We start from the raw sequence: 17,054 nt of genomic DNA, 5'->3' as shown, positions 1-17,054 counted from the left end.
CTGCCGCCGACGCAATATTCTGTAACCGATTTTCTACACACCGCCTTGCAACGCGGATACAGAAGCGGCATTTATTTCATTTTGTTTACCGGAACACCACCCTCATGCCGATATTCTCTCTTGCTCGCCTCAAGGCACGCCGATTTACCTGGGCATGCATGGCGGCCATCATTATTGGCTTGCCTGTGGGCTGTGCGGTGCTGGAACACAAGGAGCGAGAGCTGGTCTTTCGCATCGAACCCGGCAATGCCAGCTGGTACAGCGGCCTGCCCGCCGACGTGCAGGAGCTGGAACTCAACACGCCGGCATTCGGCACCTCGCAGAATATCCATGCCTGGTGGTGGCCTGCAACGCGCAAGGATGCTCCAGCGGTTCTGTACCTGCACGGCTCACGCTGGAACCTGACCGGCCAGTTGTTTCGTATCGAACAACTGCGGGCACTGGGCTTCTCGATTCTTGCCATCGACTACCGGGGCTTTGGTCAGAGCATGGGGCAACTGCCGTCTGAAACCACCGTTTATGAGGACGCCCGGATTGCCTGGGATCGTCTCAAGCAACTGCAACCAGACCCGCAACGCAGGCTGATCTACGGCCACTCCCTGGGGGGTGCCGTGGCGGTGGACCTGGCTGCCGAACTGGGGCGCGAAGCCAAGAAAGAAGACACGCCGGCACAGGCTCGCGGCCTGATCATCGAATCCACCTTCACCAACCTGGCCGATGTCGCCACGGCCATTGCCAATACATCGCTACCCGTGCGCTGGCTGCTTTCGCAGAAATTCGACTCACTGGACAAGATCGCGGACATTCACATGCCGGTGCTGATCGTACATGGCACCGACGACCGCTATGTACCGGCACGCTTCAGCGAGGAATTGTTCGAGGCCGCACAGGAGCCCAAGAATCTGTTGCTGGTGCCGGGCGGTACTCACAACAACAGCATGCGTCTGGGCAGGCAGGCTTATAGCCAGGCGATTCAAGCCTTGTTGAAGGCTACGGCGTCACCGGAACATGCAAAGAAAGAGGAGAACAGGCAGAAACAGGCGGGATGACTGCTACCGTGCCGAAAGTATTTCGGCACGGCATCGATCAGGTCAGATCAGGCCCTTGTTGGCGGCCTCTTCAAGCGTACTGCGTGCCAGTTGCTTGATCAGCGCGTCCGAGGACTCGTTGAAGGGAACAGCAAAAACCAGGAACAACTGCATCCAGGTTGTCAGTTTCTCTTGTTTACGCACCTGGCCCAGCTTCTTGCCGTCCTTGTCACGGAAGGTCAACTCAAGCGACAAGGTGTTATCAAACGTGTTGGGGATCAGGAAAAAGGTAAACCCTGTCAGAAAAGCGCCAGCCAGATTGCCTTCTTCATGATTACGCAGTGTCGCAGTGACATACACGTCGGATGATTGCTGCTCGGTGGTAACCCTGGCAAAACGCTGACTATCCTGAAACTCCTGAACCAACTGCTTTTCCAGACCTGCGATATTGGTATTAGTGTTCATCGCATTGTCGTTATGAGCATACTCGGCGAGCACTTTGAGGTAGACGACAGGTTTATCCTGCTTGGTCTGAGCAAGCGGCCACTGCCCGACAGGCGTCAACTCATGATGGGAGTACGTCATGCAGCCTTGCAGGCTGAGGAAAAAAACAACGACAAGCAACGCAAAAAACTTGTTCACGGAAATAGCCTTATTCTTTGGGAAGTTGTTGAGTGGCGTCTTTGAGCAGGACATTAACCAGCTCGGTCAACTGATGAGAACCCAGGGTCATGTTGTAATAGTCGTTGTCCCACAAACCCGTGTTCTGGTCGCGCTTGAGCACCTGCCGTGACAGGGCCAGTTGCTTGCCTGTGCGATCGGTGATGCTCAGCTCACCCGAAAGATCATATGCATCGACATAAATCGGGCCATTGACCCAGATCCAGACCGTCAATGTCAGCAAGGCGCCAGGAAAATAGCCAGGGTGCGGCGTACGCTTGCCCTTGAGAGACGTGAAGTTGAACGTCAGATCGACATCCTTCTCACCCAGCTTGGCCGGGAACACGATCATTTTCTGGAAGAACTCGCCTCGCTCAATGTACGTATTGATCTGGCTGGTCAACTGAACGCCGATATTACGACGCACATCGGCCTTGATGCTCTCATCCGAAACCTGCACGTCCTTGACCGAGGCCCCTATAGGCAAGGTGTGTTCCGCAATTTCGATAGGAGGGGCAATCGGGCCTGCAGGCGTGAAGGAAACACACCCAGTCAACATCAGCCCCATGAAGCCGATCGCGGCGTACTGCAACTTATTCATTTAACGCACATCCTTGAGATGTCACCGCAAAGCGCCATCTGACCTGTAGAGAGTGAGGGCATACCACAGGCTATCGCCCGTCCGTGGCACGCAAACGATGGCCGAATGCCATCGAGGGCGGCGATTGTAACCACTCTGTATCAGGCGTGCTAATTAATTGATGTGGCGAGGGAGGAAAAGGCTTGGAGGCGCAGGGAAGAGGTTTTACCGGGCAATGCTCACGCTCCCACCCTGGAGCGAAAGTTATGAGTTTCAGTACTTGATACGATAAATATTCAACAGGGTTTCATTGGCATATATATATTCAATCTTGCCGATAAAGGCGCTGCGCTCCAGCCAGTCATTAGGGCCCATCGCGACCTGAAAACGTGGAGTGCAGGTGCATTCATAATGACCTGCCGTCACCGGCCATACGCCGTCCTGAATTTCCTGCTGAGCCGTTTCATCCAGGATAAGCACGCCCTTGTTGATGACGTTGATCAGTTCGCCCAGGTCAGTGCGCAAGGTAAAGCGTGCATTCAAGTGCGCAACATCACCTGAGTTCTCGATAAAGAAATCGGAACCACCTGGCAGTACTACGCCCTGAAATTGCGGGCCATGGAACTCCCCGCCGACAATCGAGGTATTACTGCGAAGACCGTCGCTGCATATACCCAGAAACGCCGGAGCATCGGTACGTAATGTGATAGTGAGAACGTTTTCCAACAAAGGGATCTTTGTTGTGGTACTTACAGCACGTTCGGTTCTCTTGCGAGAGTCGGTAAAATCAATGACATTCATATCAAGCCCTCTCGCTCGATCCATGTGCGAACATCTGCGCACATTGGCATTACATTTTTATAGTAATAGCACTATTCAAAGTGCATCAAGTTTCGGCTCATCCCAGTTTGGTTGTCAAGATAATTGTACCCGCCAGTTCACTTAATATGATGGTGGTCACATTCGCGGCCAGAGCAACAAATCCTTGCCATCCCGATAAAATCGGCTAAGTTGTACGATGACAGACGAATGCAAGGAACTCACTATCCAGACCGTCTGTCCGTCTTAATCTAACTACAAAAAAAGGACCTGTTCATGAAAAAGCTCAAACTGCTTGTGGGTTTTCTGTGTCTCTTCACCGGGTTTGTATACGCCGCCTCTTCCGATGAGAACGATGTTGCCGCTGCCGTGGACAAGCTGACCCAGGCCATGCTGCACAAGGATATCGGGCAACTGAAAAAGCTGACCGCAGACAATCTTACCTACGGCCACTCCAGCGGTAACATTCAGGACAAGCAGGCATTCATTGCTGATATCGAAACCGGGAAAAGTGCTTTCAACGAGTTGAAAATGCTCAACCAGAAAATCACCCTTTCCGGCGATGTCGCCCTGGTGCGCAATCACTTTTCGGCCCAGGCAGTGAACAGCGGCAAGGTAGTGCCGACCGAGATCGAAAACTTTCAGATCTGGCAGAAACAGAACGGCCAATGGCTATTGATTGGCAGACAAGCGTTCCGTTTCTGATTCAGGCAATGCGGACGGCCAGTTCTCACTGCGAACCGAACATGGCCGTCCAGTAGATTCCTGCATCGCTCTTGGGGTCGATCGCATAGGCTGCGCCCAACTCGCGAAAGCCCGGATTCATCAGATTGGCGCAGTGGCCGGGGCTGGCTAGCCAGCCATCGACCACCTTGCGCACCGAGTCCTGGCCAGCGGCGATGTTCTCACCGATCTGCTGGGCGATGTAACCGGCCAACTCGGCCCGATCCCCCGGCGTACTGCCATCGCGCCCTTTGTGATCGAAGAAGCTGTTATTGGCCATGGACCGGGTATGCCCTTCAGCCGCCGTTGCCAGCGTGGCATTCCAGGCCAGCGGGTTCGTGGCATTAAAGGCCTGAGTACCGCACTGACGTGGCTGCGTGCGTGCTGTGTTGATCAGCTCAAGCAGCTTTTGCCCTTCAGCCTGCCACTCTCCAAGCCGCGCAGCCAGCAGAGAGCGCGCCAGTACAATGCGCCATTCGCGCCCTTCCCGGCTCACACCGATGTCGACGAATTGCGGGTCCAGCACTACCTGGCAAAAACTTTCCTGCACCGCTTTCATGGCCGATTGCGCATCCCGCGGCCCCGACAGGCTGATAGCCTGCACAGTAACCATCGGATAGGAGGCACGTGCCAGCGATTGCTGCAAATCACCTGACCCGGTAGCCGGCAACACCAGACGTGAATCACTGACCAGCGGCGGCAGCTCCATGGAAACCTGCCCGGCACAGCGTTGAACCTGGCTGCGATAGAGATTGATGGACTCTGCCAGTTGCGTTTCTTCGGTTGCCAGCGCAGCAACGGAAAACACCATTCCCAATGACAGCACAGCAAGACGCAAAGCGGATGACATGACGCGCATGAAGGAGCCTACCTTTAGACCGGACCCGCACATGATGCGTGATTTACGTGGCAAATTGCACTCTGCGGGTGGGGCCTGAATCATCCTGAATAACGTTAACTGTTTTTTGCCTTGCGACCGCGTGTACCCGGTTTTGCCGGCACGCTATTCCCGTACTCGTTCCACCAGACCATAAGCGCTTCCATGGTTGGCCCAAGCCCGCGCGCCTTGGTCGTGATTTCATATTCGACACGAGGCGGCACTTGCGCAAACACGGTGCGCGACACCAGGCCATCGTTTTCAAGCTCGCGAAGTTGCGCCGTCAGCATGTGCTGGGTAATGCCTGGAATTGCCTTGCGCAGTTCTCCGAAGCGATAGATCCGCTGGTTGAGCAACCACATTATTTCCAGCTTCCATTTGCCCGACAGCAACGAGAATGCCCGGCGCATTTCCTCGTGCATATTGATCTTTTCGTCGTCGTTAGTCTGGTTTTCCATACTAAGTATCACTTTTTCATCCTACTTGCGGCTTTTCATATTAGACGACACTCTCGCCGCGAGTCGATGCATTACAACCCGTACAGGACACTTCCATGATTGAAAACTACGCCTACTGGATCAGCACACTGTTGCTGTCTGCGCTCTATCTGGTTTCCGCAGCCATGTACATTCGCAAAAGTGAATGGGTGCGTGAAACGCTGGGGGAACTGGGTTATCCCGGATATCTCGTGCCTCTGCTTATTGTCACGAAAATTCTGGCAGTGGTCGTCATTGTCTCGCGCTTCAACGTAGGGCTTAGCGACCTCGCCTACGCCGGCGTCTTCTATCACCTGCTACTTTCCGCACTGGCCTATATCGGTGTGCGCAAGCCCGGTGGAGCATTGCCAGCAGTGGTGTGTCTGGTACTGCTGACAACCTCTTTCTACACCCAGAATGCCGCCCGTGAAGTGCCATCACCCTATGGTCAGGTCATGGCTTTCTCACAGGAAAGTCAGTAGTCCAGACGGCGTGCCTGACGACAAAGGAAGCTCAGGTATCAAGTTGCAGGTTCTTGCGAATACCCGCATCCAGCACGCTCGCCGGTGCGAATCGACGCAAGAACTGCAACTGCCTTGCAGCCTTGCCCGCGGTGTAACGAAGCTTCGGCCGCTCGGCACTCGCCGCCTGCAACACGACGTCGGCGACGATGGAGGGTTCGTCGGCGTTCGCCATGGCTTGTTTGACCACTTTCGTAACATGCGCACGAATCGACTCATACTCGTTGAGCTTTGCATCCGGCTCAATGTTATTAGCCTCGAACTGCGTCCTGGTATAGGCAGGCTCGATGACCGAGACTCGAACCCCACGGGTACGCAATTCATGATCCAGCGCTTGCGAGTAACCCGCCACTGCATGCTTGCTGGCGCAGTAAAGCGCGACATAAGGCACCGAAACAGCGCCGAGAATCGAGCCGATATTGATGATCCGTCCGCTACCACGCTCAAGCATGTGCGGCACAATTGCACGGGTCATGCGCACGATACCCAGAAAGTTCGTATCGAAGAGAGCCTTGGCCTGTTCGATAGAACTTTCTTGCGCGGCCCCCGGAGCAATCCCGAAGCCCGCGTTATTGACCAACAGATCAATGCGCCCTTCCCGCTTGAGCAACTCGTTGACCGCAGCATCGACGGATTCGTCGTCAGTGACGTCAAGAGCCAGTAATGGAAAACGCCGCTGACCGGCGAGATCACCACGTCGACTCGTGCCATAGACCGTGTAACCCGCCGCCAGGAGTTTATGGGCCGTGGCTTCGCCTATGCCTGAAGAAGCGCCCGTAACGAGCGCCACTGGTTTATTGGTTTTCATGAAGACCTCTTCAGCGGGTTACGAAGCGGTTTGATAGCGCTCGGCAGCATGCGCCTGCCTGATATCCGACAGCAGGCCTTGTCGAGCAGCATCCAGCGCATCCCAACGAGCGGCGTCGTGCAATGGAGGAATGGTGACAAGCTCACGCTTATCAAAACCGACAAGAGCGGCATCAACCAGCTCGCCCACGTCCATCACTTCGGACAGCGTATTGATGTCGATACCGGCACGCTCCCAGATCTCGGTGCGGGTTGCAGCCGGAAGAACGGCCTGTATGTAAATGCCTTTGGGGCCGAGTTCCAGATTCAGGCCTTGGGAAAGGAACAACACGAAAGCTTTGGTCGCACCATAAACCGACATGCCGAACTCCGGTGCCAGACCTACCACCGAGCCAATATTGACGATGGAGCCTTCTCCAGCCTGAACAAGACGCGGGGCGATGGCATTGGCGAGCCGGACCAAGGCCACCGTATTCAATCCGACCATCCGGGTGACATCTTCGGAGGTCTGGTCGAGGAAGCCACCAGACTGGGCTATCCCGGCATTGTTGATGAGAATTCCGATTTGCGCGTCATCGCGCAGGCGCGTCTCCACGCTAACCAAATCGTCGGCACGAGTGAGATCGGCCTGCAGAACGTCGACGGCGACGTCGTGCTCTTTGCGCAGCCGCGCAGCGAGAGTTTCCAGTCGCCCCTTGTCGCGGGCAACCAGTACGAGATTGTGGCCACGACTCGCAAAACGCTCGGCGTAGGTAGCTCCAATGCCAGAAGAAGCACCGGTGATGAGGACTGTCGAAAGGCTGGTCATGAAATGGCTCTCTTGATTAGGTGAACGCATGTCGGGATAGGTGCGAAGCCACATCAATCCGTGGCTCTGCGGGTTTTACTGCGCTTGAGAATCTGCGAAGGTCGGATAGTCGATATATCCCGCTGCGCCGCCGCCATAAATCGTGGTCGGATCGAGCGCTGCCAGTGGCGCGCCGCTGCTCAATCGCTCAACCAGATCCGGGTTGGCAATAAACGGACGCCCGAAAGCAAACAGGTCGGCCTTGTCCTGGTTCAGCCGGGAGGTAGCGAGGTCCAGGTCATAGCCGTTATTGGCGATGTAGGTGTTCTTGAAGCGTCGGCGCAGGGAGTCGAAATCGAACGGCGCAACGTCACGCGGCCCGCCGGTCGCACCCTCGACAACATGCAGGTAGGCAATGCCCAGGGCGTCGAGCTGATCGACGATGTAATCGAACTGGGCCTGCGGATCACTGCTTGAAACCCCATTGGCTGGCGAAACCGGCGAAATACGAATGCCTGTACGCTCAGCGCCGATCTCCTCGACCACAGCCGCTGTCACTTCCAGCAGCAGACGCGCACGATTCTCGATGGAGCCGCCGTAGGCATCGGTGCGTACGTTGGCGCTGTCCTTGATGAACTGATCCAGCAGATAGCCATTGGCACCGTGAATCTCGACGCCATCGAAACCTGCGGCGATGGCGTTTGCCGCGGCCTGACGGAAATCCTTGACGATGCCTGGCAGTTCATTGAGCTCCAGCGCCCGAGGCTCGGAAACATCCACAAAGCTGTTGTTGACGAACGTCTTGGTCTCGGCGCGGATCGCAGAGGGAGCAACCGGAGCAGCGCCATTCTTCTGCAGGTCGACATGCGAAACACGTCCGACGTGCCACATCTGCAGGAAGATTCGCCCGCCTTGCGCATGGACAGCATCGGTAACCTTGAGCCAGCCGTCGATCTGCGCCTGCGTGTAAATGCCAGGCGTGTCCTGATAGCCCTGCCCCTGCTGCGAGATTTGCGTAGCTTCTGAAATCAGCAAACCCGCCGACGCCCGCTGGCTGTAGTAAGTCGCGGCGAACTCACTTGGCACGAAACCGGCACCCGCGCGATTGCGCGTCAACGGCGCTAGAACGATCCGGTTGGAGAGTGTCAGGGAGCCAAGGGTGTAAGGCTCGAACAAGGTTTTCTCGGTCATGTCGTCTTGCTTCCACATCAATTGAAGGTCGTTGCCAAAGGAGCACATCGCCATGCGTCGGCTCCCGAGGCAGGCTTGACGATTATGATGATGATCATAATCTTAGACGTCAACAGTTTTGATGATGAGCGACATCAATGTATAGTGACGACTTGAGCGTAAGCACAAAAGGCATGTCGATATGAGAGTCAGCAAAGCGCAGGCGCAGGCGAATCGAGCGCACATCGTCGATACGGCTTCAGAGCTGTTTCGTGAGCGGGGTTATGACGGCGTGGGCGTCGCCGACCTGATGGCGGCTGCCGGTTTTACCCATGGCGGGTTCTACAAGCACTTCGGCTCCAAAGCCGACCTGATGGCCGAAGCCGCTGCAAGCAGTTTTGCCAAGAGCCTGGCCAATAGCGAAAACCTCAGCGTCGCCGAGTTCATCAATCACTACCTGTCCCGCAAGCACCGCGATGGCCGGAACGTCGGTTGCACAATGGCCGCACTCTGCGGGGATGCTGCGCGTCAATCGCAGGAGGTCAAGGCGACGTTTGCAGAAGGGATCACAAAAATGCTTGAACAGATTGACTCTGCAAGCCCCGACACGGACGAGGCGGATCAACAGCGGGCAAGAATGATCAGCATGCTGGCCCATGCGGTCGGCGCAATTGTATTGTCACGCTCCTGCCCGGATGACTCGCCGCTGGCGGATGAGATCATCGAGGCTTGCAGAGCGCAGATACTCGGGCAGGACTAGGCGACTTCACTCAGCCCACTAACACCGGCCCGCGCCCGCCATTGCGCAAGGCGCCCTCGCCCAACCGCTCGATCACAAACGCCGTGGCGTGACGTGTCATCTCGTCCAGGTGCCGGTCACGCTTTTTCTCGGCGTCCACCATGGCTCTTTTCCCGTGCTGCTTGAGCAGGTACGCATGAATCTGCCGCACCTCCACTGAGCGATAGATCGGCGCGACATCCAGCACTGCCAACAGCCCCTCCGTGCCGTGATCGCGGGTGTTCATGATGACCTGTGGGCCGCGTGCGCCAATGACCTGAAAGCCCAGAGATTCAAAGCACGGCACCTTGCCGACGACGCAGGAAAGTTCGGTGTGAGGGTAACGGCCAAGCATTTTCTGCAGCATCCCGCGTGCGATACCACGGCGACGGTGGCTTTCCCGCACGGCCATATACGCCACGGCACAGGCTTCAGGATCATCCTTGACCGGCAGGTACAGAACGAAGCCGGTCACGATGGAGGGGTCCTGTTCATCCAGCGCCACGATCAGTTCGACCGGAATGCCTTTGGAGCCATTCATTGCATCCAGATAAAGATGAACCTCGTAGCCAATGCCATATTGATAGAGGTTGTAAAGCGGATTGCTCGGGGCAATGGCGACCATGCTGATGTCGGTGACGTAATCGACGACCATCTGCAGAATCTGGCTTTTGATGGCTTCTGGAGGCGTGGCTTCAAGCAGAGTGACAATGGACATCAAACGAGGGGCTCCGGGGCTTACTCATGACAATCTGGCCGCGCCATCATAACGCGCATTGGCCGCAAGCACGGAAGCAATAAAAATGACCGCCACAAAAGCAAGGCCCTCCCGAATTGAATCGCGCTGTTTTAAGGGAGATAACTCATTATTGCCAACAGAAACACGAAAACTCCCGACAAGGACACTTGCCCGACATTCTCTGAGCCATTAATTTAATATCACCCACATATGAAACCTTCAGAAACATATTAAAGCCAACATACAAATAACGATTCTCATCTACACTCACCCGTGTCCCCCATATGTACGTCACACACATTTATCTCAATCGCCCCGATAAATTTTTACGATTACAGATAAATATTCATCCGCCTAGGATAAGTGCGCTGAATACAAAAATATGAGGGATTCAAAAAATGCCGTTTTTAAACTGGTCTGGACAGATGCTGCGTTTAACTGCTGTCGGCTTAATGGTTATTCCGACCGCTTATGCAGCAGATACATTAACCCGCGACAATGGTGCGCCGGTGGGCGACAACCAGAACTCACAGACTGCCGGCCCTCAAGGGCCTACGCTGTTGCAGGATGTGCAGTTGCTGCAAAAGCTCCAGCGTTTTGATCGCGAGCGTATTCCTGAGCGCGTGGTTCACGCCCGTGGTACAGGGGTTCGCGGTGAATTTACCGCGTCGGCCGATATCAGCGATCTGAGCAAGGCAAAGGTGTTCAAGTCGGGTGAGGCGACTCCGGTTTTCGTGCGCTTCTCCTCCGTAGTGCATGGCAACCATTCACCTGAAACATTGCGCGACCCCCATGGCTTCGCCACCAAGTTTTATACCGCCGATGGTAACTGGGACCTGGTGGGTAATAACTTTCCGACCTTCTTTATTCGCGACGCCATCAAGTTTCCCGATATGGTTCATGCCTTCAAGCCTGACCCTAGAACCAATCTGGGTAATGACTCCCGCCGCTTCGACTTTTTTTCCCACGTCCCGGAAGCGACTCGCACTTTGACATTGCTGTACTCCAATGAAGGGACGCCAGCCGGTTATCGCTTCATGGACGGCAATGGCGTACACGCCTACAAACTGGTGAATGCCAAGGGCGAAGTCCATTACGTGAAGTTCCACTGGAAATCACTGCAAGGCATCAAGAACCTCGATCCGGCACAAGCGGCTCAAGTGCAGTCCAAGGACTTCAGCCACCTGACCAACGATCTGGTCAGCGCGATCAAAAAAGGCGACTTCCCGAAATGGGATCTCTACATTCAGGTGCTCAAACCTGCCGATCTCGCAAAATTCGAGTTCGACCCGCTCGACGCCACCAAGATCTGGCCTGACGTACCCGAGCGCAAGATCGGTCAGATGGTCCTGAACAAGAACGTCGATAACTTCTTCCAGGAGACCGAGCAGGTCGCCATGGCTCCGGCCAACCTGGTACCGGGTATCGAACCTTCCGAAGACCGCCTGCTGCAAGGCCGTGTGTTCTCCTATGCCGACACGCAGATGTATCGTCTGGGCGCCAATGGCCTGAGCCTGCCGGTCAACCAGCCGAAAGTCCCGGTCAACAACGGCAACCAGGATGGCGCAATGAACACTGGCCACACCACCAGTGGCGTCAACTACGAGCCAAGCCGTCTGAGCCCGCGTCCGTCCGATACTCAGGCACGCTACAGCCAGTCGCCAGTAAGCGGCACTACCCAGCAGGCGAAGATCACCCGCGAGCAGAACTTCAAGCAAGCAGGCGATCTGTATCGTTCCTACAACACCAAGGAAAAGAGCGATCTGGTCCAGAGCTTTGGCGAGTCGCTGGCTGACACCGACACCGAAAGCAAGAACATCGTGCTCTCGTTCCTCTACAAGGCTGATCCAGACTACGGCACTCGGGTAACCGAAGTGGCCAAGGGTGATCTGGCCAAGGTCAAGTCCCTGGCTGCGAACCTCAAAGACTGACAAGTCGATAGCCGGCCCCGCAAGGGGCTGGCTGTTTTCAGGAGAACGCCCATGCGAACCTTACTTTACGGGTTGGTGCTGTTTGCCGCAGTCGCTCAGGCAGAAACACCTTCGGACCAGACAACCAACCAGCTACGCACCCTGTTTTTCGACGCTTCCCGAGAGGGAAACAGCGAGATGATGGCAACCTTCATCGACGCTCACTACGACCTGAACATCCAGGACGAGAAAGGCTATACGGGGTTGATTCTGGCGGCCTATCACGGCCACGAACAACTCGTTACTCAATTGATCAATGCCGGTGCGGACCCCTGCGCCGAAGACAAACGAGGCAATACCGCCTTGATGGGCGCCATATTCAAAGGCGAACTGAGTATCGCCAAACGCCTGGTCGAAGCCCATTGCGCGCCCGACCAACGCAATAACGCCGGCCAGACAGCATCCATGTATGCCGCCCTGTTCCAGCGAACCGAAATTCTGCAAGCCCTGGCCGCCAAAGGCGCCGACCTGAGCCTTCGCGACAGTATGGGGAATGACGTGAACAACCTGTCCAGAGGCGAGTTTCAGGCACCGCCCGTGCAGTAGAACCAAACCTGTGGGAGGGGGCCGATATGTTCCAAGAGATTTATCGCCAGAAATACCACTGCGCGTAGGAGCGAATTCATTCGCGAGAGGCCCGTACATCCAAAGAAAATGTATTGCCTTCAACACTGCCTCGCGAATGTATTCGCTCCTGCCCAGCGGGCTTACGCCACCTTGAAAAACGCCACCTTCCCGGTCAACCGATCAGCCAGCTCCGCCAGTTCTTCGCTGGAGCTCGCCACTTCACGCGATCCGGCTGCCGACTCAAGGGTGGAGCTGTGGATACGGTTGATATTCTGTGCAACATCATCCGCCACGGCATTCTGCTGAATAGAGGCACTGGCGATCTGGGCGTTCATGTCGTTGATGGCCCCGACCTCTTCACGAATCCTGCTGAGTGCTGCCTGCGCATCCCGGGTCTGCTCGACGGTCGTGCGGGCCAGCTCACAGCTCTGCTGCATGATCTGAGTCGCACCGTGCGTGCCGCCCTGAAGCTTGCTGATCATCTCGCGAATTTCCTGGGTGGACTCCTGGGTGCGCGTCGCCAGCGAGCGCACTTCATCAGCCACCACCGCAAAGCCTCGGCCATACTCACCGGCCCGGGCAGCCTCGATGGCGGCATTGAGCGCCAGCAGGTTGGTTTGCGCCGCAATGGAGTTGATCACCTCGATCACGCTCTCGATGTTTTCGCTGTCTTTGGAAACCTGACCCACCGTCTGCGTGGCCTGCTCCAGAATGGTTGCCAGTTTCTGAATGGTCGTGGCGGCTTCGCCCACCATGCGGTGGCCACTTTCAACCTGACCATCTGCAACCTTGGTCGCCTCGGAAGCCTGAGAGGCATAGCCCGACACCTGACTGACCGAACCCGCCATCTGGTTGATGGCAGTAGCAATATGCTGGGCTTCATTGGTTTGCAGGCTGATCTGGCGATTATTGCTGGCCGAAGTGGACAGCAGACGCGCTGACGAATCGGTTACGTGGGCAGCCGCAGCCCGCACTTCATTGATGGTCTGGGCCAGGTTCCCCAAGGTGGTTTTCAGGGTACCCATGACGCTGTCGGGGTAAGCCGATTCAATCTTCTGATTCAAATCGCCACGGGCCAGACGACGAATGACCTCGGCAACCTCTGCCGGCTCGGCACCCAACGTGGACTTCACAGAACGAATGATCGTCGCAGACACCCCGATGCTGAGCAAAAGCGCCACCGCAGTCGCAATCACCATCAACAACATGAAGCCGCCCGCAGCAGCCTGCACGTTATCGAGCAGCCCCTTGATCTGCGCTTCTTCATGATCGATCAGCGCATTGATGCGCTTGAGCCATTCGCTGTAATCGGCAGACGTCTGGGCCAGCAACATGGCTTGCGCACCCGCCACGTCGTTGTTGCGGCGCAGCTCGATGACTTTGTCCGTAGAAGCCAGCGCCTTGCGCTCGATATCCTTGATGTCCTGCAACAGACGCTTCTCTTCGCTGGAGACGTTTTTCTTCTCGGCGAACAGACGGTCCATCGGCTCGGCGGAAACGTCATATTCCTTACGCAGACGCACGATCTCGTTCAGGTGCCGATTGAGGTCCTGGTCGTTGTTGACCAGCACGGCATCGCGCACGGAAATGGCGCGGTTGTGCACACTGCCACGAAAGTTGATTGCATAACGCTGGATCAGCGCCGAATTGTCGCTGACATACTTCAAGGTATCGTCAATGAAACCCACCCGCTGGATACCCACAGCGGTCACCAGCACCAACAAGGACAACACAGACGCAAAGCCCAATCCGATGCGCTTGGCCAATGAAACGGGTTTACTCATGACGCACCCCAGCGAGAGTGAAAGTTGGCAAATCGGATAGCCAATGGCTATCAACAAACGCAATCTACTCCCACCCAGGCTATTGGCACAATTGAATCTGGAGTTATTACTCCATAAATATTCTTAATGCAGAAAAAAGCATTGGCGACCTCCGGGGTCGCCAGAAAGATCAGTCATCCATGTTCAGCATTTCATGGATGCGGCTGGCAAAGGCTTCCATGGTGAACGGTTTGGTCAGCACCCACATGCCCGGCTCAAGATGGCCGTTGCCGATAATCGCGTTCTCGGCATAACCGGTGATGAACATCACCTTCAGGTCAGGCCGGATGATGCGTGCCGCGTCGGCCAGTTGGCGACCATTCATGCCACCGGGCAAGCCGACATCAGTGACCAGCAGGTCCACACGCATATCGGTGCTCAGCAGTTCCAGGGCCGTGGCCCCTTCCCCGGCTTCGATGGAAATATAGCCATGATCCTCGATGACTTCGCTGACCAGCATGCGAATGGTGGGTTCATCGTCAACGATCATGACCGTCTGCGTACACTCGGCACGGAGGATCTCCGCTGGCTCCGCATCAGGCAAATCCTGCGGCGTGCCGAGGTAATGCCGAGGCAGATAGAGGCACATGGTCGTGCCCTGATCCTTTTCCGAGTAGATCCGCACCTGGCCACCGGACTGGCGCACAAAGCCATACACCATCGAAAGCCCAAGCCCCGTGCCCTGCCCCAATGGCTTGGTGGTGAAAAACGGATCGAAGGCGCGATTGATGACTTCCGGCGACATCCCGGTCCCGGTGTCGCTCACGCACAGTGAAAGGTATTGCCCTGGCGGCAGGTCACGCGCCAGAGAGGCACGCTCGTCGATCCATTTGTTGGCTGTTTCAATGGTAATGCGCCCGCCTTCAGGCATGGCATCGCGCGCATTGATGCACAGGTTCAGCAGCGCATTTTCCAGTTGGGGCGCATCGATGAATGTCGACCACAACCCGACTGACGTCACGACTTCCACCGTGATGTGCGGCCCGACGGAACGACGAATCAGCTCTTCCATACCAATCACCAACCGATTGATATCGACAGGCTTGGGATCAAGGGTCTGACGTCGCGAAAAGGCCAGCAAGCGATGAGTCAGCGAAGCGGCACGTTTGGAAGCATCCCGTGCAGCGGCAACATAGCGATCAATCTCGTTATAACGCCCCTGACTCAAGCGCGCTTTAAGCAACTCCAGCGAACCGGTAATGCCCGTCAGCAGATTATTGAAATCGTGAGCGATGCCACCCGTAAGCTGACCGACAGCCTCCATCTTCTGCGACTGCCGCAAGGCTTCTTCGGCCTGGCTCAAACGAGCCTGTTCATGAAGGCGCTCACTGACGTCATAGGCAAACAGATAGGCGCCGATCTGTTGCCCATCGACATTGCGAAGCGTGCTGTAGCGGATCTCATAGTGACGAGTGTCATCTGCCGAATCGCAAAAACTGGTAACCTCGACAAACTCCTCCCCTGCCAGCGCCCGCTCCCAGAAGCCACGAATGACCGCCTGGCTGTCAGGCCGATGCTTGAGCAACTCAAGCATATTGTCGCCGACCTTGGGCGTAACCCCGAACAGACGCTGGAACTCCCGCTCAGCAGAAGCGTTGATCGCCAGCCAGCGGTAATCGGGGTCGATGACATGGATGAACGCATTGGTCCCGTTGACCACATCGGACAGCACCTTGCGCTCGGTGACAGCCTCGATAACGCGCGCTTCCAGCGTCTCGTTCAGTTGCCGCAAGGCCTCTTCGGCACGCTTGCGCTCGGTAATGTCCTGGAACAGCACCGCCACCTGGTTACGACTGGCCGGCTCGATACGAAAGGCCGTCAGAGACAGATAACGCCCGGTCGCCACCAGTTCACGCTCAAAGCGGATCGGCTCACCGGTACGCAGCACCTTGCCATAGAACTCGACCCAGCCATCGGCCTCTTCGTGAACCATTTCACGAAGCTTCTGCCCGACGACATTGGGAATACCGGCATGAAAGGCATAGGCCGGGTTGGCCTCGATATGGATGTAGTCACTCAAAGGCCCGTGCGGACCATCGAAAAACTCAATGATGCAGAAACCTTCATCCATGGCATTGAACAGGAAACGGTAGCGCTCCTGAGAAGACGCCAACTCCAGCTCGGCTTTCTGCCTGTTGGTGCACAGCTGATCTTTAAGGCTCAGGTTTTCCTGTTCAAGCGCCTTCAACTGGCTTTTCAGGCTTTCAATATCGGTCGGAGTCAATGCTGCTGTACCTGAAGGTATTGATTACGCTGTTTCACATTCCGCAGAAATGCATGCACACGCTACGAGAAAAAACGGCTGCTGCCAAAAATTAGTGGCGCTTTGAAATCATTAGAGCACTGAGACCTCAGCAAATTCCATCGTAACCGGCTAAAAGAGCGCCAGATGACAAAAATATCCAAACAGGTGTACGAAAGGCAAAAGAATATCCTAACGAGGTAACCCCTGATGCCTGCGCAACCATTCATCTACCAGGTCGCCCATGGTCTTCGTGGTTCCATCGATGATCCAGGCCATGAAGGGTCGGTCGAATTTGAAATCAGGACCGCAATGCTCGGTCATGAAGCGGCGGACGTTCTGGGTATTTTTGTAAGTGGCGGTGACGGGAGTGGATTGGGTAATGGGGTCGGAGTGCCAGTTGAAGGGCATGGGGGCTGGCCTGTATGGATGATGGGGCGTTGTGTTCGAGGGTAATGAGTGAGACATAATCGTCGCGGTATTCCAT

18 protein-coding genes and 1 pseudogene are annotated in these 17,054 nt (G+C 55.9%); 6 read left to right on the top strand and 13 right to left on the bottom strand.

Features of this window, described 5'->3' with window-relative positions; translation table 11 throughout:
- Nucleotides 1-104: 104 nt before the first annotated feature.
- Nucleotides 105-1,049 (top strand): alpha/beta hydrolase, encoded by a 945-nt coding sequence (locus tag ACODS3_RS12315; protein ID WP_201018515.1) that lies wholly within the window; start codon nucleotides 105-107, stop codon nucleotides 1,047-1,049.
- A gap of 42 nt (nucleotides 1,050-1,091) precedes the next feature.
- On the opposite strand, the gene ACODS3_RS12310 is transcribed toward ACODS3_RS12315, so the two are convergent.
- The 3 genes from ACODS3_RS12310 to ACODS3_RS12300 form a co-directional block, all read right to left on the bottom strand.
- Nucleotides 1,092-1,670, bottom strand: a complete 579-nt coding sequence (locus ACODS3_RS12310; protein WP_489034468.1) for a hypothetical protein — start codon at nucleotides 1,668-1,670, stop codon at nucleotides 1,092-1,094.
- A gap of 10 nt (nucleotides 1,671-1,680) precedes the next feature.
- A complete protein-coding gene (locus ACODS3_RS12305; RefSeq protein WP_489034466.1) occupies nucleotides 1,681-2,289 on the bottom strand; it encodes a hypothetical protein in 609 nt (202 codons plus the stop codon).
- A 252-nt stretch (nucleotides 2,290-2,541) separates the two neighbouring features.
- Nucleotides 2,542-3,069 carry a DUF3237 domain-containing protein gene (locus tag ACODS3_RS12300; protein ID WP_304574299.1) on the bottom strand — a complete coding sequence of 176 codons (528 nt, stop codon included), beginning with the start codon at nucleotides 3,067-3,069 and terminating at the stop codon, nucleotides 2,542-2,544.
- Nucleotides 3,070-3,363: 294 nt separating this feature from the next.
- On the opposite strand from ACODS3_RS12300, the gene ACODS3_RS12295 reads away from it, so the two are divergent.
- Nucleotides 3,364-3,792 carry a nuclear transport factor 2 family protein gene (locus ACODS3_RS12295; RefSeq protein WP_201018512.1) on the top strand — a complete coding sequence of 143 codons (429 nt, stop codon included), beginning with the start codon at nucleotides 3,364-3,366 and terminating at the stop codon, nucleotides 3,790-3,792.
- Between the two features lie 25 nt (nucleotides 3,793-3,817).
- Here the strand turns inward: ACODS3_RS12295 and ACODS3_RS12290 are convergent, their stop codons facing one another.
- Complete coding sequence (locus ACODS3_RS12290; protein ID WP_489034464.1) at nucleotides 3,818-4,669, bottom strand: CAP domain-containing protein; 852 nt, start codon at nucleotides 4,667-4,669, stop codon at nucleotides 3,818-3,820.
- Between the two features lie 95 nt (nucleotides 4,670-4,764).
- Complete coding sequence (locus ACODS3_RS12285) at nucleotides 4,765-5,145, bottom strand: winged helix-turn-helix transcriptional regulator (protein WP_201018510.1); 381 nt, start codon at nucleotides 5,143-5,145, stop codon at nucleotides 4,765-4,767.
- Between the two features lie 95 nt (nucleotides 5,146-5,240).
- On the opposite strand from ACODS3_RS12285, the gene ACODS3_RS12280 reads away from it, so the two are divergent.
- Nucleotides 5,241-5,645, top strand: coding sequence for a DoxX family protein (locus tag ACODS3_RS12280; RefSeq protein WP_201018509.1), 405 nt, complete (start codon nucleotides 5,241-5,243; stop codon nucleotides 5,643-5,645).
- A 31-nt stretch (nucleotides 5,646-5,676) separates the two neighbouring features.
- Here the strand turns inward: ACODS3_RS12280 and ACODS3_RS12275 are convergent, their stop codons facing one another.
- The 3 genes from ACODS3_RS12275 to ACODS3_RS12265 form a co-directional block, all read right to left on the bottom strand.
- Nucleotides 5,677-6,492, bottom strand: coding sequence for an oxidoreductase (locus ACODS3_RS12275; RefSeq protein ID WP_201018508.1), 816 nt, complete (start codon nucleotides 6,490-6,492; stop codon nucleotides 5,677-5,679).
- An 18-nt stretch (nucleotides 6,493-6,510) separates the two neighbouring features.
- On the bottom strand, nucleotides 6,511-7,299 hold the full coding sequence (locus tag ACODS3_RS12270) for an SDR family NAD(P)-dependent oxidoreductase (RefSeq protein WP_489034461.1): 789 nt from the start codon (nucleotides 7,297-7,299) through the stop codon (nucleotides 6,511-6,513).
- Between the two features lie 75 nt (nucleotides 7,300-7,374).
- The gene (locus ACODS3_RS12265) at nucleotides 7,375-8,469 is read right to left on the bottom strand and encodes an alkene reductase (protein WP_201018600.1); all 1,095 of its coding nucleotides are present in this window, start codon (nucleotides 8,467-8,469) and stop codon (nucleotides 7,375-7,377) included.
- A 181-nt stretch (nucleotides 8,470-8,650) separates the two neighbouring features.
- On the opposite strand from ACODS3_RS12265, the gene ACODS3_RS12260 reads away from it, so the two are divergent.
- Nucleotides 8,651-9,208 (top strand): TetR/AcrR family transcriptional regulator, encoded by a 558-nt coding sequence (locus ACODS3_RS12260; protein ID WP_201018506.1) that lies wholly within the window; start codon nucleotides 8,651-8,653, stop codon nucleotides 9,206-9,208.
- A 10-nt stretch (nucleotides 9,209-9,218) separates the two neighbouring features.
- On the opposite strand, the gene ACODS3_RS12255 is transcribed toward ACODS3_RS12260, so the two are convergent.
- Nucleotides 9,219-9,944, bottom strand: a complete 726-nt coding sequence (locus tag ACODS3_RS12255; RefSeq protein WP_201018505.1) for a GNAT family N-acetyltransferase — start codon at nucleotides 9,942-9,944, stop codon at nucleotides 9,219-9,221.
- 446 nt (nucleotides 9,945-10,390) lie between these two features.
- Between ACODS3_RS12255 and katB the strand changes: the two genes are divergently transcribed.
- Nucleotides 10,391-11,896 carry a catalase KatB gene (gene katB, locus ACODS3_RS12250; protein WP_201018504.1) on the top strand — a complete coding sequence of 502 codons (1,506 nt, stop codon included), beginning with the start codon at nucleotides 10,391-10,393 and terminating at the stop codon, nucleotides 11,894-11,896.
- Between the two features lie 51 nt (nucleotides 11,897-11,947).
- The gene (locus ACODS3_RS12245) at nucleotides 11,948-12,481 is read left to right on the top strand and encodes an ankyrin repeat domain-containing protein (RefSeq protein WP_201002869.1); all 534 of its coding nucleotides are present in this window, start codon (nucleotides 11,948-11,950) and stop codon (nucleotides 12,479-12,481) included.
- Between the two features lie 161 nt (nucleotides 12,482-12,642).
- Here ACODS3_RS12245 and ACODS3_RS12240 read toward each other — a convergent pair whose 3' ends face one another.
- The 4 genes and pseudogenes from ACODS3_RS12240 to ACODS3_RS12225 form a co-directional block, all read right to left on the bottom strand.
- Nucleotides 12,643-13,257: a methyl-accepting chemotaxis protein gene (locus ACODS3_RS12240; RefSeq protein ID WP_374063414.1), complete on the bottom strand. Its 615-nt coding sequence runs from the start codon at nucleotides 13,255-13,257 to the stop codon at nucleotides 12,643-12,645.
- 510 nt (nucleotides 13,258-13,767) lie between these two features.
- Nucleotides 13,768-14,286: pseudogene (locus tag ACODS3_RS12235) on the bottom strand (MCP four helix bundle domain-containing protein); the annotation flags it as partial.
- A gap of 169 nt (nucleotides 14,287-14,455) precedes the next feature.
- Complete coding sequence (locus ACODS3_RS12230) at nucleotides 14,456-16,549, bottom strand: hybrid sensor histidine kinase/response regulator (RefSeq protein WP_489034457.1); 2,094 nt, start codon at nucleotides 16,547-16,549, stop codon at nucleotides 14,456-14,458.
- A 210-nt stretch (nucleotides 16,550-16,759) separates the two neighbouring features.
- The gene (locus tag ACODS3_RS12225; RefSeq protein ID WP_201018501.1) at nucleotides 16,760-16,978 is read right to left on the bottom strand and encodes a DUF6434 domain-containing protein; all 219 of its coding nucleotides are present in this window, start codon (nucleotides 16,976-16,978) and stop codon (nucleotides 16,760-16,762) included.
- Between the last annotated feature and the right edge of the window lie 76 nt (nucleotides 16,979-17,054).

Source organism: Pseudomonas sp. FG43, assembly GCF_057809175.1.
The sequence above is the reverse complement of the archived record's forward strand: the minus strand, read 5'-3'. Positions and strand labels throughout refer to the sequence as shown.

Bases quoted from the DNA above. Each gene is read 5' to 3' on its own strand.
- ACODS3_RS12285 (WP_201018510.1), bottom strand. From the start codon at position 5,145: ATGGAAAACCAGACTAACGACGACGAAAAGATCAATATGCACGAGGAA.
- ACODS3_RS12225 (WP_201018501.1), bottom strand. From the start codon at position 16,978: ATGCCCTTCAACTGGCACTCCGACCCCATTACCCAATCCACTCCCGTC.
- ACODS3_RS12305 (WP_489034466.1), bottom strand. From the start codon at position 2,289: ATGAATAAGTTGCAGTACGCCGCGATCGGCTTCATGGGGCTGATGTTG.
- ACODS3_RS12260 (WP_201018506.1), top strand. From the start codon at position 8,651: ATGAGAGTCAGCAAAGCGCAGGCGCAGGCGAATCGAGCGCACATCGTC.
- ACODS3_RS12300 (WP_304574299.1), bottom strand. From the start codon at position 3,069: ATGAATGTCATTGATTTTACCGACTCTCGCAAGAGAACCGAACGTGCT.
- ACODS3_RS12270 (WP_489034461.1), bottom strand. From the start codon at position 7,299: ATGACCAGCCTTTCGACAGTCCTCATCACCGGTGCTTCTTCTGGCATT.
- ACODS3_RS12240 (WP_374063414.1), bottom strand. From the start codon at position 13,257: ATGGTGGGCGAAGCCGCCACGACCATTCAGAAACTGGCAACCATTCTG.
- ACODS3_RS12265 (WP_201018600.1), bottom strand. From the start codon at position 8,469: ATGACCGAGAAAACCTTGTTCGAGCCTTACACCCTTGGCTCCCTGACA.
- katB (WP_201018504.1), top strand. From the start codon at position 10,391: ATGCTGCGTTTAACTGCTGTCGGCTTAATGGTTATTCCGACCGCTTAT.
- ACODS3_RS12290 (WP_489034464.1), bottom strand. From the start codon at position 4,669: ATGCGCGTCATGTCATCCGCTTTGCGTCTTGCTGTGCTGTCATTGGGA.
- ACODS3_RS12275 (WP_201018508.1), bottom strand. From the start codon at position 6,492: ATGAAAACCAATAAACCAGTGGCGCTCGTTACGGGCGCTTCTTCAGGC.
- ACODS3_RS12255 (WP_201018505.1), bottom strand. From the start codon at position 9,944: ATGTCCATTGTCACTCTGCTTGAAGCCACGCCTCCAGAAGCCATCAAA.
- ACODS3_RS12245 (WP_201002869.1), top strand. From the start codon at position 11,948: ATGCGAACCTTACTTTACGGGTTGGTGCTGTTTGCCGCAGTCGCTCAG.
- ACODS3_RS12295 (WP_201018512.1), top strand. From the start codon at position 3,364: ATGAAAAAGCTCAAACTGCTTGTGGGTTTTCTGTGTCTCTTCACCGGG.
- ACODS3_RS12315 (WP_201018515.1), top strand. From the start codon at position 105: ATGCCGATATTCTCTCTTGCTCGCCTCAAGGCACGCCGATTTACCTGG.
- ACODS3_RS12280 (WP_201018509.1), top strand. From the start codon at position 5,241: ATGATTGAAAACTACGCCTACTGGATCAGCACACTGTTGCTGTCTGCG.